A 24,510-nucleotide genomic window follows, 5' to 3' on the forward strand; every position below is an offset into this window, starting at 1 on the left:
CATTGCAGCCTTTTTTATTTAATTCTCACGGTAATCTAAATTACCGACCAGCTAACATCAAGCTTTTCATCTTCTGCATCGCTTTTTGTTCGATTTGGCGAATACGTTCAGCTGAAACACCAAACTCATCAGCTAGCTCATGTAATGTTTTGCCGCCTTCATCTTGCAACCAGCGCGCTTCAACTACACGACGGCTTCTGTCATCTAAGTTTTGAAGTGCATTTGCTAAGCCTGTTGTTTCGGCTACTTCAGTCTGCTTAGACTGCAAAGCTTCTAGAGGTTCTAAACCTTCATCTGGTAGATAGGCGATAGGGCTGTATTGCTCATCGCTGTCATCATCAATATTTGCCTCAAGTGAAATCTCGTGACCATTTAAGCGCGCTTCCATTTCCAGCACTTCTTCTGGTTTAACATTCAACTCTTTAGCAATATGCGCTACTTCAGCAGGTTGCAAGCTATTTAAGCCAGTTTTCATGCTACGTAAATTGAAGAACAGTTTACGTTGTGCTTTAGTCGTCGCAATTTTAACCATACGCCAATTGCGCACAATATACTCGTGCATTTCAGCTTTAATCCAGTGCATCGCAAAAGATACCAAGCGCACACCACGCTCTGGATCAAAGCGTTTTACCGCCTTCATCAAGCCGATGTTGCCTTCTTGAATTAAATCTGACTGTGGCAGGCCGTAACCATTGTAGCCACGCGCAATGCTTGCGACTAAGCGCAAATGCGAGACAATTAACTGACGGGCAGCTTCCAAATCATTGTCTGCTCTAAATTTTACGGCAAGCGAATATTCCTCTTCCGCGGACAGGACAGGATACGCCTTAATCACCCTAGAGTAATGCTCTAGGCTGTCAGATGCGGTTAATACTGGTAATGTTAATGCGTTACTCATTGAACTTATTTCCTCCAATAGATGTTATATTAGCACTCTTGCTATTAGAGTGCTAGTGGCTAAATGGTTCAATTAATAGTGATTTTTGTTCATGGATATTAAAGTCGTTAACAAGACATTAAAGTCGTTTACAAATCGATTTTACTTATCCTAATTACATTTTTGACATCAAAATCTACAAAGTCACCAAAAAGTTTAATTAAACCAGCTAGTTTTTTCTATTTCCAGAGTTCACATTTGATTACAGCTAAATTTGCTAAACCGCCTTTAAACTTTAAAATACGCGCTAGTTCAGCATTGGCAAATACCCGATTCAACACCCACACCACCCAAAAGTCTTTTTCTGCAATGGCAGGGGTTTTACGCATCGCTATTGCTGTTTCGGCAAATAAATCGCTACGATCTTTGGCAGATAAACGGGCGACTTATCCATTTAGCTATTAGCCGTTTCTATGGGGTTGCAAATAGCCTTAACCGCCTCGTAAATCCAGCCAGTGCTGCCCTGCGTATCACGTAAAATTTTGCTATAGTTTTTAGCGTCAACCTGTTCACGGATTTTTGCAAATAACTCAGCGCTTAAATGCTCTTTACCCAATGCTTTAAGTGCTTGCACAATCAGCGTGCTTTCGCGGTGTTTAAAACCAATATCTTTTAAGGTGGCTTTTTTAAAGCTCAGTTGTACACCCATCACATCATAGCTTTTGCTGGGCCCATCACTCAGGTAAACATATTGCGAGGGTATTTGGGTAGAAAGCCCTAATAGGTTGAGGGCAGAATCACCAGAAACCTCAATGCGCCAATTAAACTTACGAGCGTAGGCATAGGCTACTTGGTCAATATCGGGCGATAAGGTCTTTTGCAATAAATCGCTAAAGCGAGGGTAATCGTACAAGCCACGTGCTACGCGACGGATTTTACCAGCCTCAGCTAGATCAGAAAGTGCATTATCAATCTGTTGGCGTGCAAAACGCCCAGCCAAATCACTGGATGAGAATGCCCACGCCCTTCCGTGACCAGCTATAAAGTAAAGTATTGATTCAGATATGTTTTTCACATTGTTAATGTAATTAAATTTCTAGAAAAAGTATATATTTTTTCTAGAAAAATACGCTACTTTTTATCATTTAACTTAATCACATCAATTAACTGGCTTAAATAATCCTTTTCAGCCGCAGTCTCTTTTAAAGCACGCCTTGTTTCGTCAAATTGCTCATATTCCAAACTGGCTTTAGCCTCCGCCTGTTTTTTACTCACACTCCCTGCATTGTTTAATACCGCTCTATCGTTAAAGCGCAAAAAATCATCCAGCTTATCTGCCCAGTCTTGCATAAACACCTGCTTGCGCCTTCTGGCTTGGTCTTCAGCAAAATCTAGCCACATCGTTACAATGCGGTTAAGCTCGGTCACTTCTTTTTCGGCTAGATAGTTTTTAGCAATCATCACATCGGTTTTACGTACCTCATCTTTTAGCCAAGTATTTAACCCCATATTAGGCTTAGCATGGTCTACGCGGCTGGAAATTAACTCTGCCGCTGTCATGCCTGTGGCAGCAAAATGCAGTTTATTTTGAATCACACTAAAAAACTTCGTCGTTTCGGCCAGCGTTGGCGCATAGTCCGCCGCCAGTGCAAAAATCTCACGCACACGCAGATACATACGTCGCTCACTGGCGCGTATGTCACGTACACGGGCAAGCATTTCAGCAAAGTAATCAGGGATTGCAGAACCAGCGACAGGTGGATTCTTTAAGCGCACATCATCCATCACAAAGCCTTTGATGATGAATTCTTTTAACTGCTGCGTTGCCCAGATTCTAAAGCGGGTCGCAATCACACTTTTAACGCGATAACCTACGCTGATAATCGCATCTAAATTATAGTGTTTGATGTTACGTGAAACTTGCCGCTCACCTTCCAAACGAACTACCGAGAATTCCTCGGAAGTTGCGGCTTCAATCAGCTCATTTTCTTCAAAGATATTTTTAAGGTGCAATGAGACATTGTCGGCTGAACAACCAAATAACTCTGCAATTTGGCTTTGCGTCATCCACAGCGTTTCGTTTTGCAGGCGAGTTTCTAGGCGTATGCGACCATCGTCGTTTTGGTAAATAATCATTTCAGATTTATTAGACATAACTTTTTCTATACTCCGAAATCATTTTTAATAAAACTAACTTTACTTTCTTTCATCTTTTTCCAGTATTTAGTTAGTTTATCTTTTGCTAGTACCTCATAAATAAACAACCAATGTTCATCAAACTCACCAACTTTTAAATTTTCAGCTAAATCTTTATAAGGCTTTAAAGCTGGTCTTTTAAGATTTTTTTTATCATGTAAATATGCCAATAGTAAAAGAACGCAATCTGGACTTCACCCGCTTTAGTAGACGTTTATTGACTTCCACTTTGTAACTTTTCAAACGCTAGCGGACTCATCTGATCAAGATGACTGTGCCGACGTTTTCTATTGTAAAACACTTCGATGTATTCAAATATCTCTGATTTAGCTTCCTCTCTTGCTAAACGCTGTGCCATTTTAATGGTCGCCGCATCAAAATGATCGATTGGCGTGTCTGCATTTGAAATCTGCTTATACTTTGCGTAAGCATCTTCAAAAGAGGAGTTTTGAATATAAGCGATTAGTTGTGTGTACCTATCTCGTTGTTGAGTATCTTTGCTTGATGTTCTTTCACAATAAATATTCTCAAGATGCATCGCCATCGACGCAACAAATTCGAGTTGCATACTATTCTCAATATTAACGACACTCATAGATTCGAATCTATCTTAATTGATTTGCATATAAAATATCGTTAATCAACTCTAGTCTTAGTATTGGGCTATCCATTTGCATTAGTCTGTGTTTATTCAATAGTGGTAAATCCAACAACTCTACCCATCGATTTGAAACCCATGTGGCATTATCAAAGTCATACGGTTCAGCTATTGGCAAATTCTTCAAATCAGAATCTTGATCAGTTAATGTGCTTAATAGTTGCTTCAATACTTGTTGCGTGGGCATTAAATCTTCTGGAATGGGCATCGATAAATCATTTGGTATATCCTGCACTTGACCAATTACTAAGCCATCAGCTTGTTGTGCAAACGATTCAATTTTGATTCGCTGTTGGCCGATACAAGTGATCATCATTAAACCCACAGTAGTGACATCGGCTTCAGCAATTTTTACAACGGTTCCAACATTAGCAAATGGAAAGCTGCCTTCTGGATCCGTGTCACCCTCTGGCAATATGGTAACGATAGCAAATGAAGAATTATTCCTCATGCAATTACGCACCATATCAAGGTAGCGAGCCTCAAATATTCTAAGCGGCAATCGCCCTCCAGGGCATACTACCAATTCTAGTGGGAAGAGTGGTATTGGGTAAATTTCCATGATGCTTAAATAAACGCTAAATCGGATTTATCAAACTCAACTACATTACGCGTATTGCTCAAAGCTTTACCAATTAACCTATAAATATCTAAATCAAATTTCAAACTGTATTTAGTGTTCACAGTTTCAGTTAAATCCACGTCGGAATCAACTGTGTCTAAGTAACACCAATTTTCAAATAAATGCATTTCAGTTTTGTTGGTATCTGGGTTTAGTTCTTTAATTCCCACTTTACCTGCATATGGCCATGCTTTAAGTTTATATGAAGCAAGCGACATTTTGAGTCTTAAGTGATGTAACTCGTGCTTTTCTTGACCTACGCAGACGCCACTACATTTACCTACTTGATGGGCGAAGCATTTACCAATCCCTTTTTCAATGCCTAAAAGTTTTAAACATATTTTGTATTCGTCCGCTAATTTATGAATTAAATCTTTTGCACCTTTCTTAGTTTTGAATATGCCATACATGTAATCTAAACTTTCTGGATCAAGATCTTCGATATTCACAATACGCAACCACGGCAAGTCATTCATTTGATTGGATAGACGTAGGGCATATAACTTGGTCACATTACGTAAAAGACGGTTATAGCTAGGTTGCATCTGTTTAACTAACTTTGCCTCTAATAACAAAGCACCTAGTTCACCGGCAGTTTCTCTGTACTCAATACGCCGAACCTTTTGCGATATCTCCATTTCAGCAACAGTTTTATAGTCTGATGCGAAATGATTTAACACTCTGGTTTTTAGCTTAATGCTTTTACCAATATATAGCGGTAAATCGCCGTCATCGTAAAAGATATAAACTCCGGGTACATCTTGGATTTTTTGTATGATTGTGTGATCCAGCCAGGAGGGTAATGTTGGGCCTTTTAGTAGATAGTTGATGGCATCCAAAACCTTTACGGAACCTAAATCCTTTTTTGCGGCTTCCAAAAAATCCAGCATCAGTTGAGTATCACCCATACCACGGTGACGGTCATTTGCATGAAGATTGAACCGACGCATAATTGCATCTAAAGAATGGCCTGTCACATGGGGATATAAGCGTCTGGACAGCTTAACTGTGCATAGCGTTTGTAGCCTTAAAGTACCGCCCAAACGTTTAAATTCAGCTTTTAAAAAGCCATAATCAAATCGACAGTTATGTGCGGTAAGTACCATACCCTCAAGATGGCTAAATAAATCACCCGCAATTTCTTTAAAGGTTGGTGCGTGCTGCACCATGTCATTAGTGATACCAGTTAATCCCGTAATTTGACGTGGAATGGGTGTCTCTGGGTTGATTAAAGACTCCCAGACTACCGTTTTCTCACCACCCTCAATTTTAATCAAAGCAACTTCAGTAATGCGGTCAAACAGAGGTGTACCCCCTGTAGTTTCAATATCTAAAAAAACTAAGTCTGGTAGCCAATACATTTGGTTTAATGCGTCCTAAAGCTTGAGATTAATTATCTTCTAGGGGCTGTCCTAGATAACTAGCCCATATGTTGTTTAACCCATTGTTTTATTTGTAATAGCTGCACTTGTGGTGTTGGGTTATTAAAACGCCACTCGCACTCCTTTAAAAACAGCACGAAATTAGCCTTTGGCACACCGTTAAATTTACGCATCTGACGCTTCGCTTGATTCCAAAAATTCTCTATACCATTGATGTGATTTTGTTTGTCAGCAAACAGTTTCGAGTGGTTAATTCGATAGTGCTTGAAATCAGAAACATCCAACACATTATAGCCACGCCAACTATCAGAATACACGATACTGTCTGGTATCACTTTGTTGGCAATAATGGGCATCAATTTTTGACTACTAGCATCAGTAATAATCTTGGTATAGACCTTGCCACCGCGCTTTAGCAGGCCAAACACGGGACTTTACCTGCTGACCCTCGACCGCGTTTTCCTTTGCGTGTACCACCAAAATAACTTTCATCTACTTCTATTTCACCCGTAAAAACTTCGTGTGATTCCTGCTCTAATTCATACGCAATAATCTCACGTAGCCTTTGAAAATAGTAGGCCGCCGTATTGCGATTAACACCTATCAAATCAGCAGCACATCTAGCCGTTGTTCCAGCAACAAAATGCTCTATTAGTTTGCTTTGTTTAGCTGAACTTAATCTGCTCTTTCTCATGCCGTCCTTATAACATTTTATGTGTTATCTAGGACAGCCCCATCTTCTATTAAAAAGGGTTAATTCGGTCTAATGACTTCAAATTTTGGATGATGTGGAATCAAAATATATTGACTCTTTTCTTTACCAAGCTCTTTGATAGTCACTTCATTTGAGCCCTCCAAACTGCAATGATTATATTGCCGACGCGTGCATCGGTTATCTTCTCATACACCGTACAATCACCATTTAAGATGCCTCTATCCACCATTGAGTTCCATATGACTTGTCACATTCTGGCGATTGATGGCTTTAAATGACTGCTTTCGATTAAAAGCGCTAGTCAACTTCTACCATTAACTCATTGCGCCTTAAGAAGGGAAGAGTCCAAGGTGGATTGTACCTAGCGAGTTCTGGATTACTCAGTGCATTAAAGTTTTTGTGTGTGATCCATCGATTTAGCTCTGCTTGTTTTACAGTCATTTTTTCTTGACCAACTAACCCAGTAAACCTAATTACAGCAAATTTTTGTCCTGGTATTCCTCTGATGATTACTAGTGGATTATTAGGTTTGGGCAACGTTTGTAACGTATATTGGCTAGGCATTACAAAATAAACTCTCCAGCCACTATTAGATTGTTGCAACCCCACAGGGGCGGTCATAGAAATTTTCTCAGCCGATGCTTTAACAGCGACTGGCGCAGTCATATTGATTTTTTCACTTTTACCAGATTGTGCTCTATTGTTTCCAAAGATATAGTCAGCAATCAGCTTAAATCCTTTACTAGATGCATCATTCATGTCGCCATCTACAAAGACCTCAGCAATTATCTTAGGCTCATAAGCTCTAAGTTCAAAAGCCTCTTCTTTTTCTAAGAGTGTGAATTTTGGTTCTTCAATAGCCATAGCAGTATTTGAGAACATAAATAAAATGGAAATCCATAGTATCATTTTTGCATAACATAACTGTTGAAGTCGATTTAAGATTTGCTGAGATATTGCCATCATGCTATTTACTCTAGTTTCCTTTTATATAAAGCGTTAGAAGAGTTGATTTGATAAATAATCAAAAATATTCATCGGTTAAAAATTTTTTGACATCAGGAAAAAAGAAATTTTAAAGGATAAAAAATATAAAGGTCTATTAAAGCGGGTGAAGTGCAATGCGAATAAATATGAGCAATACTCAAGCTAATGACATGCTAGCGTTCGTCAATTTAAAAAACGCTCCTTAAACTAATACTTTTATTAAAAATCTTATGCCGCGCTTGAAATCAGAATTCATCTCAATAAATAATAAGCGCCAACTTAAAGATTGGCAAATTATTAAAAATTTATTGCCTTATTTAATAGCTTATAAGGCGCGCATCATTTTTACTTTGTTGTGCTTGTTGGTGGCTAAGGCAGCCAACTTGAGTATCCCCATTATGCTTAAAAAGATTGTAGATGCGATGAGTATCAACACTACTGCTCAAGCATTGCTAGTGGTGCCGGTAAGTCTGATTGTGGCTTATGGATTATTACGGCTATCAGCCTCACTGTTTGGAGAATTGCGTGAGTTAATTTTTTCTAAAGTGACTGAGAATGCAGTCAGGCAAGTGGGTTTGCAAGTGTTTAATCACCTGCATGCTTTATCACTTCGCTTTCATCTTACGCGCCAAACAGGCGGCTTAACACGTGACATTGAGCGAGGTACACGTGGCATTCAATCGCTGATTTCATTTTCTCTTTATAGCATTATTCCAACGCTAATTGAGCTAGCTATGGTGCTGGGCTACTTCTTTTACGCCTATGATATTTGGTTTGTGATGGTGACTTTTACTGCCATTTTTTGTTATGTGATGTTTACGGTAGTAGTAACTGAATGGCGAACCCATTTCAGACTTGAAATGAATAATCTTGACTCTAAGGCAAACCAAAGCGCGGTTGATTCATTGATTAATTTTGAAACAGTTAAGTATTTTGGCAATGAACAGTATGAGTCTGCTCGCTATGATGTCAATTTAAAAAAATATGCACAAGCTGCTATTAAATCACAAAAGTCACTAGCATTTTTAAATTTTGGCCAGCAAACTATCATCGTTATTGGCTTGGTTTTTATCTTAAGTTTGGCTAGTCAAGGCGTTGCAAGCGGAAAAATGACGATTGGCGATTTGGTATTGGTCAATGTGCTGATGATTCAATTGTATATTCCACTCAATTTTCTAGGCGTGCTTTATCGCGGGATGAAGCAATCTTTAATAGATATCGACAAGATGTTTAATTTGCTAGAAACAGATCAAGAAATTGCAGATGTTCCAAATGCCAAAGACTTGGTAATTCGTTCACCTGAATTAGGACCAGAGGTTTGTTTTAAAGACGTTTGTTTTTATTATGAACAAAACCGTGGCATATTAAATAAAGTGTCTTTTGAAATATTGCCAGGCCAAACGACAGCAGTTGTGGGGCATAGTGGTGCGGGTAAAAGTACCTTATCTCGATTGTTGTTTCGTTTTTACGATGTGCAATCAGGTGCAATTTATTTAGACGGTCAAGATATTAAAGCAGTTAAACAATCAAGCCTAAGAAATGCCGTTGGCATTGTCCCGCAAGATACTGTGCTGTTTAACGATACTATTGGATTTAACATTGCCTACGGTAAACCTGAAGCCAGCCAATCCGAAATTGAATTAGCGGCTAAGTCGGCGCAAATACACGATTTTATAATGAGTCTACCAAGCGGTTATAACACGGATGTTGGAGAACGAGGTCTTAAACTATCAGGTGGCGAAAAACAACGAGTAGCGATTGCAAGAACGCTACTAAAAACTCCTGCATTGCTAGTTTTTGATGAAGCCACTTCTGCGCTTGATTCCGAAACTGAACGCTGCATTCAAAAAGAATTAAATGAGCTTGCCAAAAACCATACTACTTTAATCATTGCTCACCGTCTCTCTACTATCACGCATGCCCATCAAATTTTGGTCATGTCAGGAGGCGAAATTGTTGAACGGGGTACGCATGAGTCGTTATTAATGCTTGGTCAACGCTATGCTGAAATGTGGCGTGCACAGCAATCTCATGGCCAATCATAAGAAGTTTGCATTTTTGACATCAAAATCTACAAAGTCACCAAAAAATGTAATTAAACCAGATTGTTTTCTATTTCCAGAATTCACATATGATTACTACTAAATTTGCTAAACAATTAAAACCGTGAAATCTAACTCGGCACTTTAGCGATCAATTTGGAATAACTGATCAGATATTTAGAATAACGCAATTGGAGAGTAGTTGTCTGTTTGTTTGCGCACATATTAAGCTTTACAAAATTATGTGGAAGTTCTGTCTTTATACTATTCGTTAGCCATAAATCGCACTTTTGAGGACGATATGAAGGTTGCTTATTTCTAATTAAAGCGTCTACTTGATAGTCGTCAAATTCAACTCTAGTATTATTGAAGACGGTAAAAAATAAATTACGTAAACTAGACAATCATTATTAGACTTGTCATTAATACCTATAGCGCCTCGAGATTTTAAAAAGGGAAATTCATGAATTGGAATGTTGAGCTACTCGCAAGTGTGATATGGCTTGCTGAAGCATTTGTGATTAGCACAATTGGCTTGATTGCAATTGCATTTGCGCTGACGCACTGGACTAGCTGGGGCCGGCAATTTAAGCGGATAGCGTGGCCATATTTAAGTCCAAGTAGAAGCTTGTTTCCCTTAGGTTTATTGATACTCATCATATTTTTCACCTTACTTTCAGTTCGACTAAACGTGCTATTTTCATTTTGGTATAACGGTTTCTATACCGCCATGCAAAAGTTGGATGCCAAGTCATTTTGGTTTATGTTATTAATATTCGCTGTATTGGCTACTATCCATGTCGGGCGTAGTTTACTTAACTATTATCTACGTAAAACCTTTGTAATAAGTTGGCGCATCTGGTTGACCAACTCATTAGTAAACGGTTGGCTAGCACATCAAACCTACCATCGCAGTCAATACCTACTGACTAATGCCGACAACCCTGATCAACGCATACAGCAAGATGTCGATAGTTTTGTGACCAGTTCGCTGACACTTTCTATGGGCTTATTAGACGCAGTAGTCTCTCTGTTTTCATTCACCCTTATTCTGTGGAGCTTATCTGGCGTACTTTCAGTGTTTGCTATAGAGATTCCACGTGCGATGGTGTTTCTGGTTTACATATACGTAATTATTGCGACAGTATTTGCCGTTTGGCTAGGCAAGCCGCTAGTAATGCTAAATTTTAATAATGAAAAATTTAATGCTAATTTTCGCTATGCGCTGATTCGTGTACGTGAGTATAGTGAAAGTATTGCTTTTTTTGGTGGTGAAAATGTCGAGCGCATTAATTTGCTCGCTAGATTTAAGTATGTGATTAGCAATATGTGGGCTATTGTATTTCGGTCGCTAAAATTTGATGGATTCAACTTAAGCATTAGTCAGGCCGCCGTAGTGTTCCCATTTATTGTGCAAGCGCCACGTTTATTTATTAAGCAAATTACGCTCGGCGACATGATGCAAACTGCTCAAGCCTTTGGCCAAGTGCAAGATGCGCTGTCATTTTTCCGTAGCTCTTACGATACCTTTGCAAGCTATAAAGCCGTATTAAATCGTTTAATAGGCTTTTTAGATGTGATGGAGTCTGTAGAAAAGTTACCATTGGCACAAATTCAAAATAGTGAAAAGCTTAGCCTTAGAATTGAAGGTCTTACAGTGCATACACCTGCAAATAAATTATTGATAAGCAACTTAAACCTTGTATTAGGGGCTGGTGCATCGCTTATTATTCGCGGAGCTTCAGGCGCGGGAAAAACCACTTTATTACGCGCTGTTGCAGGTTTATGGCCGTTTGTGGAAGGCAAAGTGACCAAGCCTTCAGTCGAGCGTTGTTTATTCTTGCCACAAAAACCGTATCTTCCATTAGGTACATTAAGAACAGCACTTTACTATCCTTTAGTTTACCCATCTGGTCTATCGAGTTTTACGGAATCAAACACTTCAAATGAGGCCGTTGACATATTGCAGAAGTGCCAGCTTGGACATTTAGTGCCAAAGCTAGATGAAGATAGTGATTGGAGTAATCAACTTTCTTTAGGCGAACAGCAAAGGTTGGCGATTGGCCGCGCATTATTAAGCCAAGCACAGCTTATATTTTTAGATGAAGCCAGCTCTGCAATGGACGAAGGACTTGAGTATGCAATGTATCAATTGCTGCGAACATCTAAGCCAGAAGCTATTTTAGTGAGCGTTGGACACCGCAGTAGTTTGTTAACGTTTCATGCACAGTCGCTTGATTTAGTGGGAGAGGGGGGATGGATTTTGACTGAGTTAAACTGAGGAAGAAGTTGCTCTGTATTATATTTATAGGTTATAACTGGCCACTATCTCATATTTATTGAAGACAAGCTATCATGAGCATTATTGGCTAATGTAAATAAGTAGTTCTCAACATAAAACCGTCATTGATTAATAGCTAGAATGTTTATTCTAAGTAAGAACTAAGCGCCCTAAAGGGTTTGTAAGATATTTGAGGGGAATAAATGGCTACTCAAGAAGATATACAGTCTCATTATGATTTAGATAATGATTTTTTTGCACTCTTTCTAGATAACGATTATCGTGTTTATAGTTGTGGCGTTTGGAAGTCTGCATTAAATTTAGAAGATGCGCAGAAGCATAAGCTGGAAAGGTTAAGTAAATTTGCGCATCTCGCAGACGGACAAACAGTATTGGATGTAGGTTGCGGCTGGGGAGGACTAATGCAGTATGTGACTAGCCAATATCCCAACTCTAAAACTCACGGTTTAACATTAAGCACAAAACAATTTGAATACATTCAGTCTGTCCCTAAAGCGGGAGTTACAGCATATCTATGTGCATGGCAAAAATTTGCATCACCACAGAAAAAGTTCGACGCAATCATTTCAATAGGCGCATTTGAGCATTTTGCTTCTGTTGAAGATCATTCGGCATCACTACACCGCAAGGTTTATCGTGATTTCTTTAATTGGTGTAAATCGGTTTCCACAGACGATGCGTACATTGGCTTGCAAACTATTGTTATCAATAGAGCGCCAAATTCAATTGGGGAACTAAGAGATTCTAGATACTTACTTGAGAAAGTATTTCCTGGATCAGCATTACCCTCAATCAGTGATATTCAGGCAGCCATTGTCGATCAATATGAAATATCTGAAATTCGATTAATCGGTCAAGATTACGCACGTACTTTAGCTGAGTGGGATAAAAGACTAATAGTAAATAGAAATAAAATTATTGATCGTTACAGTGAATCTGTATTTGATCACTATCGAACTTATTTTGATGCGGCTAAGCGTTGCTTTCAGACAGGATATGTAGACCTATTGCAAGTTTCCTTACGTAAAGCTAAGGCTATTAAGATTTTATCACCCAAGTAAAATGATATATTAGTTACCATATAATTTGATACTCAACATAGTGCAAATCACCCCGGCGCCATTTATAGTATAAGCGCTTGCAAGCATCGAAAGTGCTAATCATGATGGATTAATGATCAACACTTTCGTGATACCTAAGTTATGCTAGTTACAAGCTTTACCACCCACTGCATGGTCACCCGCGGCTTTAGCCGCAGCTTCAGTCATGTAAGATCCTTCTTTTGTTTTGCCATAGTGCTCAGTACCGAAGCAGTGGTAAGTCTTAGATTTTGGATTTACCCATACTTTGCCAGCGCCACCTCCTGCAGCTGCCACTGTTGGCATCTCTGACTTAGTCGGCTTCTCTGTTGAAACTGTTGCAGGTTTTGCTGCAGGAGTCGCTGCAACTGGTGCTGAGGGCGAGCTGGCATTCCAGGCTTTTACGCCTTTATGACCTGAGCATGCGCCTTGCTTAGTTGTTCCTGTAAAGGATGTGCCATCATTACATAATGCTGAAACGCTTGTAGCCGTTGCTGCAGGCGTTTCAGCATGGGCTGCGGATAAGCCAATTAAAGACAACATGCTAACTAATACAAATGAACTGATTTTCATGATATTCCTCTTTGATATGTAATAATGACGTTAAATGGATGATATTTATTTAAGTCTTAGCCGTAATAATTTCAACACGGAATCTATTTATCAGGTTGAGATTAAATGCTAAGGGCAGGTAGGTTTGCCTGATCTTAGTTAAGCTCTATTACAGGTAAGTATTGTTGATAGTTTCTCTTATTTGCCAATTAATGCATTAGCAGCGGCAGGTGCTGCAATCTTTGCTGTTTTTTTAGTGTGTTTATGGTGGTGTTTTTTGGCGGCTTTTGAAGGTGTAGCTTTAGCAGCATCAACGGCTGGTTCAGGAGACGCTGCTTCGGTTTTTGCTGGCTCTAGAGGTTTAGCTGTATCTGCAGCAAAAGCAGATGTACCTATTGTGAATGCAAATGCGCCAGCGATAAGTGATGCTAAAAGTTTGTTCATTTCGTCCTCCAAAATATAAAGTTAAGTATTACAAGATGAGAGAGCTAAAAGTATATATAACTCACCATGAAGACTATCTTAAAGTGCAAAGCTGTCGGCTAGTTGACGTGGTAAAGTTGTATTCAAATTTTTCCCTTCAAGGGAATCACTCTAATTTTCATTAGTGAGAAGACAAATCAAAGTCTTTTAAGGTGGGTCATTCGAGGATGTTATTCAACAGCAAGTTAAGTGCATATGCGCATTGGGTGTTTATGGTAGCTATTCATTGTAGGCATCATTCGACTGGTTTAACCCAACACGGTCTCACTGTATTAACAAAAAACCTTGTTGTCGTAAGCTTTGCAATATGTTTCCCAGTCGTTTTGAACCTGCTGGGACATCTGATGTGAAAGCGCTAGTATTTTGCTACGCCACTTTTTACCCCGAGCAAAGTCAATGAGTGCATCAGTATTAGCTGAACCTTGTCTGCCACTACTCCGAAGTTGTGCCCATGCGACACACTGCGCCATTACACCTATTGCCACATCTAGGCTTTCAATATCATCGTGATAATTGATCAATGGAACTCTGTTTTCTTCTGGCTGTAATGCTTTCAATACATAAGATTGTTTTTCAAAAGATACAGCATGTAAAAAGGCCATTAAAACAGCTTGCATACGAAATTGGAGATTGACTACACGGTCAGCATGGCTAATCCATTCTGGTTGGATTGAAGGCAAATGACTGGCGATGGATGAGGGGGATGCTTTTTTTAAATCTAATAAGTAATTTTGATCAGGTGAGCTTTTACCTTCTACAAGGATCGTGTAACGATCAATCCCAAGGCTACCTGTACCTGCTACTCTTTTCGCCACATCAAGAACTGTAAAAAATGCTGGATGGGGTTGCGTTTTTGCAAAACCATCCATAAATTTTATAACATTTATACGCTGCTCTTCAGAAACGGAAAGCGCTTTTTGACCATCAATCTTAATTTTACGTAGTTTGCCTTTCTTTAATGTTCTCGCGTTTAGAAATTCAATACGATTACGTCGTTGCAGGCTATTCAATAAGTCTTTAACGATTCCTGTTGCAGTTTCACTTTCCACCCATCGAGCTTTCCCATGAAGAATTTCTGAAATATAACCATCAATAAACCTAGTAAGTAGTGATTCGGCATGCTGACTCGAAATATCATAGCATTTTGCTCCAATCAGTATGCTTGTCATAATGCGACTGAGCTCCCAAGTACATGGAGCCAACGCAGCTTCATCAAAATCATTAATATCAAAATAAACGAGTCTATTGTCACCTTTATAGCTACCAAAGTTTTCTAAATGTAAATCACCACAGCACCAAGCTCTAGGGGCAGATTTGGAAATTCCATCTTTAGGTAGTCGATCGTAGAATAGATGGCAGGTACCCCTTAGGAATATAAATGAATTTGATCTCATTGCATCATATTTCATTTTTAAACGCTCAGGATCGCGACCTTGATTAGCAACTAATATGCGTTTTATGATATTCATCTTTCAGCCTTTTTTGTAATCAATATCAAAGCCTCAACTTGATATTGATTTAAATTAGTAAAGTATCGAGTTTAAATATTTATCTACCAAATTTAATACTTTATGAGTGTCTTTTATGGGCTCGAAGTGTGTCCCACTCAGTATCAAACGTTCAAGCTAGAAAGTTTGCTTACAGAGTCAGGCAGGAGCTTTTCAGAATAAGGAAGTGCAAGTGTGTGAAAAATTCACCATATTTGATTAGTTTAATCCACACAGTTACTTAGTTAAATTGCCCATTCCATGTTAACAATCTTATCCTCAAAAAATGTGGGCTTAACCAAGTAAGTCGTCTCCAAAGCAGATTTTCAAGTAGGCGAAAAAATATTTAGAAGTTTATAAAGTTTTTTGTATTGGCTAAATTATCATTTAATCCATCCAACAAGTTTTAGCACTGTTATCTAACTAAAAACATTTGAGTTGTTCTTTTTTTCGCATTAAATTTATGTTTAAAGTGTGCGCTCCTAATTATGATATAGAGCAGTACCAATTAGATTGTCTTTTTTTAAATGTTGGACTTCACCCGTATACAGGTATCATTTTTTTAAATTTTAATTTGGACAAACATTGATACCGCGTTATTTTTAATCAAGTTCGAGGCATACACATTGCGGCATGGGGTGTGGTAATGCTATTAGTAGTTGCACAAACTGCAGGTATGTCGCTGATAGCATTGCTCCTAAAGTCCAGCAACCTGAGAACTGAATGCCAGCAATGGCTTACCCGTAGTAAATATCCAAACAATTAGTGCAACAGGGGATAAAATAGCTTTATGTAAACGACTTTAATATCCATGCATATGAATTTAGCTTAATTAATTTTAATCGAGGCGATTGAGCGAGAAACCGCGAGATATGAACCCAGCCAGCCAATGAATATGGCGAAACCGATGATGCCGATAAAAAGCTGACCATTGAATAAAGGTAAGCTAAAGTCGCTGCTGTAAAGGCTGGATAGTGTTTGTACCGATAGATTGAACACCTTAACGGCTAACACCAGCATGATGATTGCCAGTAGCCCGCCAAATAAGCCGTACAGAATGCCAGCATATAAAAATGGAATGCGAATAAAGCTATTGGTTGCACCTATCAATTTGCTTACGATTACTTCATCTTTTTGTGTGAGTATTTGCATGCGTATGGTGTTGCCGATAATGACTAGTAAAGCGATAGCAAGCAGGACGGTTACAAAGAATATAATCTTTTTGCCTAGTACAAGTACTGCAGATAGACGCTTTGCCCAATCCGTGTTCAGCAATACATGTTCAACGCCAGGAATACTTTGCAGCGCTTGCTTTAGTGCTTCTAGCGCCTCTGGCTCAGTTGATTTAGCTTGAATAAAGAAGGCATCTGGAAGTGGATTTTTTTCTAAATCGGCGATTTTACTGTCTGATTCATTATTTGCTTCAGCTTTATTTTTAAGTGCCTGCCAAGCATTTTCTTTGGTGATTAAATGAAAGTTTTTAATGGAGTCATTCTTTGATAAAACCTCACCGATTTCAGCCACGGCATCTTTATCTGCATCAAGCTTTAGAAAAAGACTAATCTCTGTTTCATCTTGCATGTGATTAGTAAATTTTGATAAATGGTCTACGCCTAAATAAAATAGCCCTGGAACACATAACGCTACGGCAATCACTAGACTAATCATCAATGTCGACAATGCATTATTTTGCATACGACCAAGCACCAAGTTAATGGTTTGTATGTGCTGGTTGATCCAGTTATTCATGATGAACTCCATCAAGCCCAGATTGAGTATGTGTTAGTTGGCCTTGATTAAGATGCAGCACACGATTCTGAACGGCGCTCATGCCTAACGCATCATGCGTGGCTACAATGACCGTGACGCCAACTTGATGAAATGCGTGAAAGATCGCCATAATATCTGCTGCATAACTCGCATCTAAGTTGCCCGTTGGTTCATCGGCTATCAATATAGATGGGCGACTTACCACAGCCCGTGCAATGGCTAAACGTTGTTGTTCACCACCTGATAGCGTAATTGGCATGGCTTTTTCTTTTTGCAATAAACCAACTTTGTCTAAAGCTGCACGCACTCTCTTTGCAGCTTCATTACCTGTGATGCCATTGATATGTAAAGGTAGAATCACATTGTCGAAGCAGTTACGGTCATATAGTAATTTATGGTCTTGAAAAATTAAGCCAAATTTGCGACGCATAAATGGGATTGCGGATGGTTTAAGTTTGCTGATATTTTGGTTGGCAATCAGTACCGTGCCGCTAGTGGGTTTTTCAGTCGCGGCAATCAGCTTTAGTAAGGTGCTTTTACCTGCACCAGAATGCCCAGTCACAAATACCAACTCACCAGCTTCAATTGTAAAGCTGGCATTTTTTAAGGCTTCATTGCTACCAGGGTAGCGCTTGGTGACTTGGTCAAATTTAATCATTGAATAGATTATATCGCTAAATAGTGAGTGAAATTATTAATCAATCATTGCATCAATAAAATCAGCAGCAATAAATGGTCGTAGATCATCTATACCTTCGCCAATACCAATATAGCGAATGGGAATAGGGCGTGCTTCGGCAATCGCAGCAATGACACCACCTTTGGCGGTACCATCTAGTTTGCTAAGTACCAAGCCCGTGACACCAAGTGCGTCGTCGAAGGTTTTAACTTGCGTAACGGCATTTTGACCAGTATTAGCATCTAGCACTAGTAGCACTTCGTGTGGCGCACCAGGCAGGGCTTTATCCATCACGCGTTTTACTTTAGCAATTTCGTCCATTAAGTGCATTTGTGTGGGCAAGCGGCCTGCAGTGTCAGCCAGTACGATGTCGATATTTTTAGCTTTTGCGGAATTGATGGCATCAAACATCACGGCAGCGGCATCACCGCTGGTTTGCGAAACGACGTGTACGTTATTACGCTCCCCCCAAATTTGTAACTGCTCGCGTGCGGCAGCTCTAAATGTATCGCCCGCGGCAATGAGCACAGATTTACCTTCTGCTTGAAAGGCATGCGCAAGCTTACCAATGGACGTTGTTTTACCTGCGCCATTCACCCCAGCAAGCATAATTACAAATGGCTTGTGGCTGCTGGTATCAAGCGGTTTTTGTAGTGGCGTGAGTAGGTCTGACATGGCTTCTTTCAGCGCTGCTTTTAGCTGAACTGTATCATCCAAACTTTGCACTTTTACGCGGTTTTTGATGTCGGCAAGCAGATTTTTAGTGGCATTCACACCTACATCTGAAGTAATTAAAATGGTTTCTAGCTCTTCATAAACTTCGACGTCAATTTTACCGCCACCAAACAAGCTAGCAAGTTGGTTGCCTAGCTGTTTACGTGTTTTGCTGAGGCTTTGTTTTAAGCGTTCGCTCCAGCTTTGTACGGCTACAGGTGCTTCTGTAGCTTTTGTTTCAATAACTTGCGTATCTACTTGTTCGGGTGCTGCTTCATCTGTAGGTTGAGTTGGTTTTTTCTTGAAAAAATCGAACATAGTGACTCAATATTTTTTGACTGATTTAATAAAAGCTATTTTATCTTAATTTTTTGGCTAAGCCGATATTGTTTAATGTGATGACGTGAACTAGGTAGGAACTAACATCTAAACGCTTATGTCACATAGCTGTTTTAGAATGATAAAGACTCAAAATGCTTAGCCAAGCTATAATCAGGCAAGGTATATTTAGTAATGTAGCTATAACTATGAATTTGGAGAAGTACAAGGTGCGTATCAAAAGCTTATTGGTTTTAATATTAGCAATGCCTGTCACAGTGTTTGCAGAAAGTGCGATACAGGAGTTTAAACTTGATAATGGTTTAAAACTTGTGGTGCAAGAAGACCATCGCTCGCCAGTGGTGGTTTCGCAGGTATGGTATCGCGCGGGTAGCATGGATGAAGTGAATGGTAAAACAGGCGTGGCGCATGTGCTTGAACATATGATGTTTAAAGGCACTAAGAAAGTTAAGGCGGGACAATTTTCACGCTTAATCGCAGCGGCAGGTGGAAAGGAAAATGCCTTTACCAGTGCAGATTACACTTGTTATTTTCAGCAGCTTGAAAAGTCAAACTTACCACTTTCTTTTGAGTTAGAAGCTGATCGCATGGCTAATTTACAACTCACTAAAGAAGAGTTTGATAAAGAAATTAAAGTGGTAATGGAAGAGCGTCGTTGGCGCACGGATGATAAACCTCAAGCCATGGTCAATGAGGCTTTTCAAGGCGCAGTTTATCGCGCGCATCCATACGCACGGCCTGTAGTGGGCTTTATGAATGATCTTGAAAACATGACTTATGAAGATGCCCGTGAGTGGTATAACAATTGGTATGCACCAAACAATGCCACGCTAGTGGTGGTGGGTGATGTGAAAGCGACTGATGTTTATAAGCTTGCTCAACAATATTTTGGCAAATTAAAGCCAAAAGTATTACCAGCACGCAAACCTCAAGTAGAGCCGCCACAAATTGGCGAGCGTCGCATTATCGTCAAAGCACCCGCTAAACAGTCTTATATTCTCATGGGTTACCACGTACCTGCGCTTAATGACCCAGACAAAGACTGGGAACCGTATGCGCTAGAGGTATTAGCGGGTGTGTTAAGTGGCAATCCTGCTGCGCGACTAAATCAGAGCTTAGTGCGAGATACACAGTTGGCTGTTGATGTGAGCGCGGGGTATGACCTTTTGGAACGCGGACGTTTGAGTTTGTTTGAGTTAGAAGGTACGCCCAGCGAAGGTAAAACCGTGAATGAAGTTGAAGCGGCTTTGTTGCAACAAATAGATAAAATCAAATCATCAGGTGTGACCACCGAAGAGCTTGATCGGGTTAAAGCTGGCGTGATTGCTTCAGATGTTTATCAACGTGATTCTATGTTCTACCAAGCCATGCAGATTGGTACAGTTGAGACTATTGGCTTCTCTTGGAAGATTTTAGACGCTTACCAAGCAAAATTACGCGCAGTGACATCAGAACAAGTGCAAGCAGTCGCTAAGAAATATCTGATTAAGGATAATTTAACTATTGCGACTTTAGACCCGCAGCCGGTGGATCCGAATGCCAAGCCGCAAGGCAAACCCCATGTACATTAAGGGTCAACTGAAAATAGCGTTGCAATACGTTGTTGCACAATACCTCGTGTATAAAACATACACGTCGGCATTGCGCGCCAGTCTTGCTTAGCCATTTTAAGTTGACTGAGTTGGTTATTAAAATTCGACATCTCCGTTTAAGCGGGAATCCAGTTAAGGTAATAAAATGAAATTAATTAAAATTTTAACAATTGTAGTAGGTAGTTTAGTCGCATGTAACAGTTACGCTGCGGTCAAAATCCAGCAATGGCAAACTAGCACAGGTTCTGAGGTTTATTTTGTAGAAAATCATGATTTGCCGATTGTCGATTTAAGTGTCAATTTTGCGGCAGGTAGCGCGCATGATACGGCTGAGAAATCAGGCGTGGCGGGCATTACCAAATACATGATGACATTGGGCGCAGATGGTATGACTGATGAAGTTATCGCTAATAAGATGGCGGATATTGGCGCTATTTTGAGTGGAGATTTTGATGCAGATCGCGCTGGGTTTAAGTTACGTACGTTAAGTAGCACACGTGAACAGACACTCGCCTTAGATGTATTTACAAAAGTGCTACAAAAACCAGACTTTCCAGAGACAGTGTTAGCACGTGAAAAAGCACGGATTATTTCTGGTTTGCAAGAAGCTGAAACACAGCCAGAAAGTATTTCAAGCAAAGCTTTTATGAAAGCCATGTATGGCTCACATCCATATAGCTTGGATGAAAGTGGCGAGGTAGATACCGTAGCTAAAATTAAACGTGAAGATTTGCAAAACTTTTACAGCCAATATTACGGTGCTAAGGGCGCCGTGATTGCCATGATTGGTGATTTAACGCGTGAGCAGGCAAATAAAATTGCTGAAAATATCTCTAGTGGGCTACCAAAATCTGTTGCAATCGCGCCGATTCCACCAGTGCCTTATCCAACTAAAGCGATAGAGCAACGCATTGTGCACCCTGCATCACAATCTCATATTTTATTAGGCTACCCTGGCATTAAACGTGGCGACCCAGATTTATTTCCTTTGTATGTAGGTAACTACATTTTAGGTGGCGGCGGTTTTGTGTCACGCTTAACTGAAGAAGTGCGTGAAAAACGTGGCTTGGTGTATAGCGTGTATAGCTACTTTATGCCGATGGCGGAGTTAGGCCCATTCCAAATTGGCTTACAAACCAAAAAAGACCAAGCTGATGATGCACTCAAATTAGTGCGCGAAACATTAAATAAATTTCTTAAAGACGGCGTTACAGAATCTGAGTTAAACGCAGCCAAAGCCAATATCATCGGCGGCTTTCCTATGCGCATTGACAGCAATGGCAAGATTTTGGACTATTTAACTGTGATTGGTTTTTACAAATTGCCGCTTAACTATTTAGATGAATATAACGCAAAAGTTGCCAGTGTCACTGCAGCGCAAATTAAAGAGACGTTTAATCGCAGACTTAAAGCGGACAATTTTGTAACTATTATTGTGGGTGATGCGGTTAAGTAATGTTTTGAATGGACGACTAAAGGTTTGCAAAGGTCTTTAGAAAAACCGCTTTAGTAGTAAAATGCTGTTTTAGAGATAAAACAGCATATTCAAATGGCATCAGCAAAATTAAACACAGTACGCATCAATGCTGGCGAGTGGCGAAGCCGCTTAATCAAGTTTCCAGATGCCACTGGTTTGCGGCCAACTCCAGAACGTGTGCGCCAAACGGTTTTTAATTGGCTTGGGCAAGAGCTAACGGGTCAAACGTGCTTAGATTTATTCGCAGGCACTGGTGTGATGGGTTTTGAAGCGCTTTCACGCGGCGCAACCTCAGTCACCTTGGTTGAAAAATCCACGCCTGCTTACAAAGCATTACTTGATAATAAGCAGCTTTTGAAAGCCGAAAACGCACAAATTGTGCATCAAGATGCGATGCTGTTTCTAAATGCCAATCAACAAAAATTTGACCTTATCTTTTTAGACCCACCTTACAATCAACAATGGCTACCTAAAGTATTGCCTTTGTTACTGCCGCATTTAAAGCCAGATGGCTTTGTGTATGCAGAAGCAGAGTTTGCTCTAGATGAAAGTGCCGAGTTTGCGGTAGGCTGGCAAGTGGTGAAACAAAGCAAAGCGGGTAATGTGTTTTATCATCTGCTAAAATCCAGTAACAATAACGACTAAATGTTAATTCAATAGGCTCAATATGAGTAAAAACCGTATCGCAGTTTACCCAGGTACTTTCGACCCAATTACCTTGGGACATGAGGATATTGTGCGCCGCGCGGCTGATTTGTTTGATGAGGTGATTGTTGCTGTAGCAGGTAGCACTAATAAAAAAACGCTATTTAGTTTAGATGAGCGCGTGGCTTTGGCTAAAAGTGTATTTAAAGATGCTGAAAATATAAGAGTCGTTGGCTTTAGCGGCTTGCTCATGCAGTTTGTGCAAGACCAAGGCGCAAAGATGGTGATTCGCGGCTTACGTGCTGCCTCCGATTTTGAATACGAGTTTCAACTAGCTGGGATGAACCGTAAACTTTATCCACAATTTGAAACATTATTCTTAACGCCATCAGAACAGTTTATGTTCATTTCTTCAAGTCTAGTGCGCGAAGTGGCCGTGCTCGGTGGCAATGTGCATGCCTTCGTATCGCCTACGGTGGACGATGCGATTATTGCAAAACTAGGCAGCAAATAATGGCTTTAATGATTACCGATGAATGCATTAACTGTGATGTCTGCGAGCCAGAATGTCCGAATGGTGCTATTTATCAGGGTGAAGAGAGTTATGAAATCGACCCCAATAAATGTACCGAGTGCGTAGGGCATTACGATAAACCGCAATGCCAAATTGTATGTCCAATTGATTGCATACCATTTAACCCGAACGTGGTTGAATCTAAGGATCAATTAATGCAAAAATACTATCAATTAACTGCTGTTAAGTAGGTAAAAAAAGGAAAAAATATGCGCATGCTACATACCATGCTCCGTGTTGGTAATTTGGAGCGTTCAATCAAGTTTTATACTGAAGTTTTAGGCATGAAAGTATTACGCCAGAACGATTTCCCCGATGGTAAGTTTACTTTGGCCTTTGTTGGCTATGGCGCAGAAAGCGACCATACAGTGTTAGAACTCACTTATAACTATGGCGTAGAAAGTTACGACATGGGCAAAGCCTATGGGCATATCGCTTTAGAGGTGGATGATGCTTATAAAGCTTGCGATGCCGTGCGAAATGCAGGCGGAAAAGTGGTGCGTGAAGCAGGGCCTATGATGCACGGCACAACGGTCATCGCCTTTGTGGAAGATCCTGATGGCTACAAAGTTGAGTTTATACAAGCAGGAACTTATTAATTTAGCTCTTTAATCCATGACTACCTCTTGGTTCTTATACCTGCTGGAATGCAATAACGGCGCTTATTACGCGGGTATTACCAATGATGTAGAAGCGCGTTTTGCCACCCATGTGAGTGGTAAAGGCGCGCGTTACACCCGCGCAAATCCGCCAGTTAAAATCTTAGCAACAAAGTCTTATGCTGATCGTTCAGCCGCAAGTGTTGCGGAGGCGCAATTGAAAAGTTTGCCAAGAAATAAAAAGCTAGAATACTTTAATGAGTCACAAGTTGAATGTAGCTGAATTAAAAGTTGCTGTGCAAGCCGCACTGGATGGTGATTGGGATACGTCACACAATATTGCTCAAAACTACAATGACTCCACCGCCAATTGGATTCACGCAGTACTTCACAAAATTGAAGGTGACGAGTGGAATAGCAAATATTGGTATGCCAAAACTACGGGTAAAAATTTTGAAGATTTTAATGATACCCATGAAGAGCTAAAAGCAATTCAATTCAGCTTAAGTTGAATTGCTTCAGATATAAATTTTAGCCATCAGAAGAAAAAACTACTAGTTTTAATGAAGGTACAACAACAAGCTCCCCTTCTTGTTTTTTTGTATAATATGCCCCTGATTTTTTGCTAGCATCGACTATATTGTTGAGTAATTGTTGACTCGCTAGATTCGAGCAAATAAACCAACTTCCTTCGCTAGTCCAAGTTGGCGGTATTGGTGTTTCGCGCCATGCTTCATAT

25 protein-coding genes and 2 pseudogenes are annotated in these 24,510 nt (G+C 40.0%); 11 read left to right on the plus strand and 16 right to left on the minus strand.

Annotated features, from left to right (window positions below; translation table 11 throughout):
- Window positions 1-40: 40 nt before the first annotated feature.
- The 10 genes and pseudogenes from rpoH to PSU78_RS01570 form a co-directional block, all read right to left on the minus strand.
- Window positions 41-898 (minus strand): RNA polymerase sigma factor RpoH, encoded by an 858-nt coding sequence (rpoH, locus tag PSU78_RS01525; protein WP_300383188.1) that lies wholly within the window; start codon window positions 896-898, stop codon window positions 41-43.
- A gap of 218 nt (window positions 899-1,116) precedes the next feature.
- Window positions 1,117-1,266, minus strand: coding sequence for a hypothetical protein (locus PSU78_RS01530; protein WP_300383191.1), 150 nt, complete (start codon window positions 1,264-1,266; stop codon window positions 1,117-1,119).
- A gap of 65 nt (window positions 1,267-1,331) precedes the next feature.
- The gene (locus tag PSU78_RS01535) at window positions 1,332-1,952 is read right to left on the minus strand and encodes a DUF6088 family protein (RefSeq protein ID WP_300383194.1); all 621 of its coding nucleotides are present in this window, start codon (window positions 1,950-1,952) and stop codon (window positions 1,332-1,334) included.
- A gap of 56 nt (window positions 1,953-2,008) precedes the next feature.
- On the minus strand, window positions 2,009-3,031 hold the full coding sequence (locus tag PSU78_RS01540) for a virulence RhuM family protein (RefSeq protein WP_300383197.1): 1,023 nt from the start codon (window positions 3,029-3,031) through the stop codon (window positions 2,009-2,011).
- A gap of 8 nt (window positions 3,032-3,039) precedes the next feature.
- The gene (locus PSU78_RS01545; RefSeq protein ID WP_300383199.1) at window positions 3,040-3,243 is read right to left on the minus strand and encodes a hypothetical protein; all 204 of its coding nucleotides are present in this window, start codon (window positions 3,241-3,243) and stop codon (window positions 3,040-3,042) included.
- Between the two features lie 44 nt (window positions 3,244-3,287).
- Window positions 3,288-3,413 (minus strand): annotated as a pseudogene (locus PSU78_RS01550) (IS3 family transposase); the annotation flags it as partial.
- A gap of 265 nt (window positions 3,414-3,678) precedes the next feature.
- Complete coding sequence (locus tag PSU78_RS01555) at window positions 3,679-4,293, minus strand: LON peptidase substrate-binding domain-containing protein (protein WP_300383202.1); 615 nt, start codon at window positions 4,291-4,293, stop codon at window positions 3,679-3,681.
- Between the two features lie 5 nt (window positions 4,294-4,298).
- Window positions 4,299-5,714: an exonuclease domain-containing protein gene (locus PSU78_RS01560; RefSeq protein ID WP_300383205.1), complete on the minus strand. Its 1,416-nt coding sequence runs from the start codon at window positions 5,712-5,714 to the stop codon at window positions 4,299-4,301.
- A 59-nt stretch (window positions 5,715-5,773) separates the two neighbouring features.
- A pseudogene (locus tag PSU78_RS01565) lies at window positions 5,774-6,429 on the minus strand (IS1595 family transposase).
- A gap of 318 nt (window positions 6,430-6,747) precedes the next feature.
- A complete protein-coding gene (locus PSU78_RS01570; protein ID WP_300383208.1) occupies window positions 6,748-7,416 on the minus strand; it encodes a heme-binding protein in 669 nt (222 codons plus the stop codon).
- 251 nt (window positions 7,417-7,667) lie between these two features.
- Between PSU78_RS01570 and PSU78_RS01575 the strand changes: the two genes are divergently transcribed.
- The 3 genes from PSU78_RS01575 (at window position 7,668) to PSU78_RS01585 (ending at window position 12,842) form a co-directional block, all read left to right on the plus strand.
- Complete coding sequence (locus tag PSU78_RS01575; RefSeq protein WP_300383211.1) at window positions 7,668-9,482, plus strand: ABC transporter ATP-binding protein/permease; 1,815 nt, start codon at window positions 7,668-7,670, stop codon at window positions 9,480-9,482.
- 460 nt (window positions 9,483-9,942) lie between these two features.
- Complete coding sequence (locus PSU78_RS01580; protein WP_300383214.1) at window positions 9,943-11,760, plus strand: ABC transporter ATP-binding protein/permease; 1,818 nt, start codon at window positions 9,943-9,945, stop codon at window positions 11,758-11,760.
- A 203-nt stretch (window positions 11,761-11,963) separates the two neighbouring features.
- A complete protein-coding gene (locus PSU78_RS01585) occupies window positions 11,964-12,842 on the plus strand; it encodes a cyclopropane-fatty-acyl-phospholipid synthase family protein (RefSeq protein ID WP_300383217.1) in 879 nt (292 codons plus the stop codon).
- Window positions 12,843-12,986: 144 nt separating this feature from the next.
- Here the strand turns inward: PSU78_RS01585 and PSU78_RS01590 are convergent, their stop codons facing one another.
- From PSU78_RS01590 to ftsY, 6 genes are all read right to left on the minus strand, one after another.
- A complete protein-coding gene (locus PSU78_RS01590; protein ID WP_300383219.1) occupies window positions 12,987-13,433 on the minus strand; it encodes a hypothetical protein in 447 nt (148 codons plus the stop codon).
- A 177-nt stretch (window positions 13,434-13,610) separates the two neighbouring features.
- Window positions 13,611-13,856, minus strand: coding sequence for a hypothetical protein (locus PSU78_RS01595; protein WP_300383222.1), 246 nt, complete (start codon window positions 13,854-13,856; stop codon window positions 13,611-13,613).
- A 311-nt stretch (window positions 13,857-14,167) separates the two neighbouring features.
- Window positions 14,168-15,364: a DUF2252 family protein gene (locus tag PSU78_RS01600; RefSeq protein WP_300383225.1), complete on the minus strand. Its 1,197-nt coding sequence runs from the start codon at window positions 15,362-15,364 to the stop codon at window positions 14,168-14,170.
- 846 nt (window positions 15,365-16,210) lie between these two features.
- A complete protein-coding gene (ftsX, locus tag PSU78_RS01605; RefSeq protein ID WP_300383227.1) occupies window positions 16,211-17,131 on the minus strand; it encodes a permease-like cell division protein FtsX in 921 nt (306 codons plus the stop codon).
- Window positions 17,124-17,810, minus strand: coding sequence for a cell division ATP-binding protein FtsE (gene ftsE / locus PSU78_RS01610; RefSeq protein ID WP_300383230.1), 687 nt, complete (start codon window positions 17,808-17,810; stop codon window positions 17,124-17,126). Before ftsE ends, ftsX begins: the two co-directional genes overlap by 8 nt.
- A 36-nt stretch (window positions 17,811-17,846) precedes the next feature.
- Window positions 17,847-18,863: a signal recognition particle-docking protein FtsY gene (ftsY, locus tag PSU78_RS01615; protein WP_300383233.1), complete on the minus strand. Its 1,017-nt coding sequence runs from the start codon at window positions 18,861-18,863 to the stop codon at window positions 17,847-17,849.
- Window positions 18,864-19,129: 266 nt separating this feature from the next.
- Between ftsY and PSU78_RS01620 the strand changes: the two genes are divergently transcribed.
- The 8 genes from PSU78_RS01620 (at window position 19,130) to PSU78_RS01655 (ending at window position 24,283) form a co-directional block, all read left to right on the plus strand.
- Entirely contained in the window at window positions 19,130-20,455 is a 1,326-nt protein-coding gene (locus PSU78_RS01620; protein WP_300383864.1) for a pitrilysin family protein, read from the plus strand.
- Window positions 20,456-20,621: 166 nt separating this feature from the next.
- Window positions 20,622-21,932 (plus strand): pitrilysin family protein, encoded by a 1,311-nt coding sequence (locus PSU78_RS01625; RefSeq protein WP_300383236.1) that lies wholly within the window; start codon window positions 20,622-20,624, stop codon window positions 21,930-21,932.
- Window positions 21,933-22,025: 93 nt separating this feature from the next.
- Window positions 22,026-22,598, plus strand: coding sequence for a 16S rRNA (guanine(966)-N(2))-methyltransferase RsmD (gene rsmD / locus PSU78_RS01630; RefSeq protein WP_300383239.1), 573 nt, complete (start codon window positions 22,026-22,028; stop codon window positions 22,596-22,598).
- A 22-nt stretch (window positions 22,599-22,620) separates the two neighbouring features.
- The gene (gene coaD, locus PSU78_RS01635; protein ID WP_300383242.1) at window positions 22,621-23,112 is read left to right on the plus strand and encodes a pantetheine-phosphate adenylyltransferase; all 492 of its coding nucleotides are present in this window, start codon (window positions 22,621-22,623) and stop codon (window positions 23,110-23,112) included.
- Complete coding sequence (locus tag PSU78_RS01640; protein WP_300383244.1) at window positions 23,112-23,363, plus strand: YfhL family 4Fe-4S dicluster ferredoxin; 252 nt, start codon at window positions 23,112-23,114, stop codon at window positions 23,361-23,363. Before coaD ends, PSU78_RS01640 begins: the two co-directional genes overlap by 1 nt.
- 18 nt (window positions 23,364-23,381) lie before the next feature.
- The gene (gene gloA, locus PSU78_RS01645) at window positions 23,382-23,771 is read left to right on the plus strand and encodes a lactoylglutathione lyase (RefSeq protein ID WP_300383247.1); all 390 of its coding nucleotides are present in this window, start codon (window positions 23,382-23,384) and stop codon (window positions 23,769-23,771) included.
- A 16-nt stretch (window positions 23,772-23,787) separates the two neighbouring features.
- The gene (locus tag PSU78_RS01650) at window positions 23,788-24,054 is read left to right on the plus strand and encodes a GIY-YIG nuclease family protein (protein ID WP_300383249.1); all 267 of its coding nucleotides are present in this window, start codon (window positions 23,788-23,790) and stop codon (window positions 24,052-24,054) included.
- Complete coding sequence (locus PSU78_RS01655; protein ID WP_300383252.1) at window positions 24,029-24,283, plus strand: hypothetical protein; 255 nt, start codon at window positions 24,029-24,031, stop codon at window positions 24,281-24,283. Before PSU78_RS01650 ends, PSU78_RS01655 begins: the two co-directional genes overlap by 26 nt.
- Window positions 24,284-24,510 lie beyond the last annotated feature (227 nt).

It is taken from the genome of Methylotenera sp., assembly GCF_029945705.1.
Taxonomy (GTDB): Bacteria; Pseudomonadota; Gammaproteobacteria; order Burkholderiales; family Methylophilaceae; genus Methylotenera.

Excerpts from the sequence above, each read along its gene's own strand:
- PSU78_RS01570 (WP_300383208.1), bottom strand. The coding sequence starts at position 7,416 with ATGATGGCAATATCTCAGCAAATCTTAAATCGACTTCAACAGTTATGT.
- PSU78_RS01600 (WP_300383225.1), bottom strand. The coding sequence starts at position 15,364 with ATGAATATCATAAAACGCATATTAGTTGCTAATCAAGGTCGCGATCCT.
- ftsE (WP_300383230.1), bottom strand. The coding sequence starts at position 17,810 with ATGATTAAATTTGACCAAGTCACCAAGCGCTACCCTGGTAGCAATGAA.
- ftsY (WP_300383233.1), bottom strand. The coding sequence starts at position 18,863 with ATGTTCGATTTTTTCAAGAAAAAACCAACTCAACCTACAGATGAAGCA.
- rpoH (WP_300383188.1), bottom strand. The coding sequence starts at position 898 with ATGAGTAACGCATTAACATTACCAGTATTAACCGCATCTGACAGCCTA.
- rsmD (WP_300383239.1), top strand. The coding sequence starts at position 22,026 with ATGGCATCAGCAAAATTAAACACAGTACGCATCAATGCTGGCGAGTGG.
- ftsX (WP_300383227.1), bottom strand. The coding sequence starts at position 17,131 with ATGAATAACTGGATCAACCAGCACATACAAACCATTAACTTGGTGCTT.
- coaD (WP_300383242.1), top strand. The coding sequence starts at position 22,621 with ATGAGTAAAAACCGTATCGCAGTTTACCCAGGTACTTTCGACCCAATT.
- PSU78_RS01580 (WP_300383214.1), top strand. The coding sequence starts at position 9,943 with ATGAATTGGAATGTTGAGCTACTCGCAAGTGTGATATGGCTTGCTGAA.
- PSU78_RS01585 (WP_300383217.1), top strand. The coding sequence starts at position 11,964 with ATGGCTACTCAAGAAGATATACAGTCTCATTATGATTTAGATAATGAT.
- PSU78_RS01530 (WP_300383191.1), bottom strand. The coding sequence starts at position 1,266 with ATGCGTAAAACCCCTGCCATTGCAGAAAAAGACTTTTGGGTGGTGTGG.
- PSU78_RS01575 (WP_300383211.1), top strand. The coding sequence starts at position 7,668 with ATGCCGCGCTTGAAATCAGAATTCATCTCAATAAATAATAAGCGCCAA.
- PSU78_RS01560 (WP_300383205.1), bottom strand. The coding sequence starts at position 5,714 with ATGTATTGGCTACCAGACTTAGTTTTTTTAGATATTGAAACTACAGGG.
- PSU78_RS01540 (WP_300383197.1), bottom strand. The coding sequence starts at position 3,031 with ATGTCTAATAAATCTGAAATGATTATTTACCAAAACGACGATGGTCGC.
- gloA (WP_300383247.1), top strand. The coding sequence starts at position 23,382 with ATGCGCATGCTACATACCATGCTCCGTGTTGGTAATTTGGAGCGTTCA.
- PSU78_RS01595 (WP_300383222.1), bottom strand. The coding sequence starts at position 13,856 with ATGAACAAACTTTTAGCATCACTTATCGCTGGCGCATTTGCATTCACA.
- PSU78_RS01650 (WP_300383249.1), top strand. The coding sequence starts at position 23,788 with ATGACTACCTCTTGGTTCTTATACCTGCTGGAATGCAATAACGGCGCT.
- PSU78_RS01620 (WP_300383864.1), top strand. The coding sequence starts at position 19,130 with ATGCCTGTCACAGTGTTTGCAGAAAGTGCGATACAGGAGTTTAAACTT.
- PSU78_RS01590 (WP_300383219.1), bottom strand. The coding sequence starts at position 13,433 with ATGAAAATCAGTTCATTTGTATTAGTTAGCATGTTGTCTTTAATTGGC.
- PSU78_RS01625 (WP_300383236.1), top strand. The coding sequence starts at position 20,622 with ATGAAATTAATTAAAATTTTAACAATTGTAGTAGGTAGTTTAGTCGCA.
- PSU78_RS01655 (WP_300383252.1), top strand. The coding sequence starts at position 24,029 with ATGAGTCACAAGTTGAATGTAGCTGAATTAAAAGTTGCTGTGCAAGCC.
- PSU78_RS01555 (WP_300383202.1), bottom strand. The coding sequence starts at position 4,293 with ATGGAAATTTACCCAATACCACTCTTCCCACTAGAATTGGTAGTATGC.
- PSU78_RS01640 (WP_300383244.1), top strand. The coding sequence starts at position 23,112 with ATGGCTTTAATGATTACCGATGAATGCATTAACTGTGATGTCTGCGAG.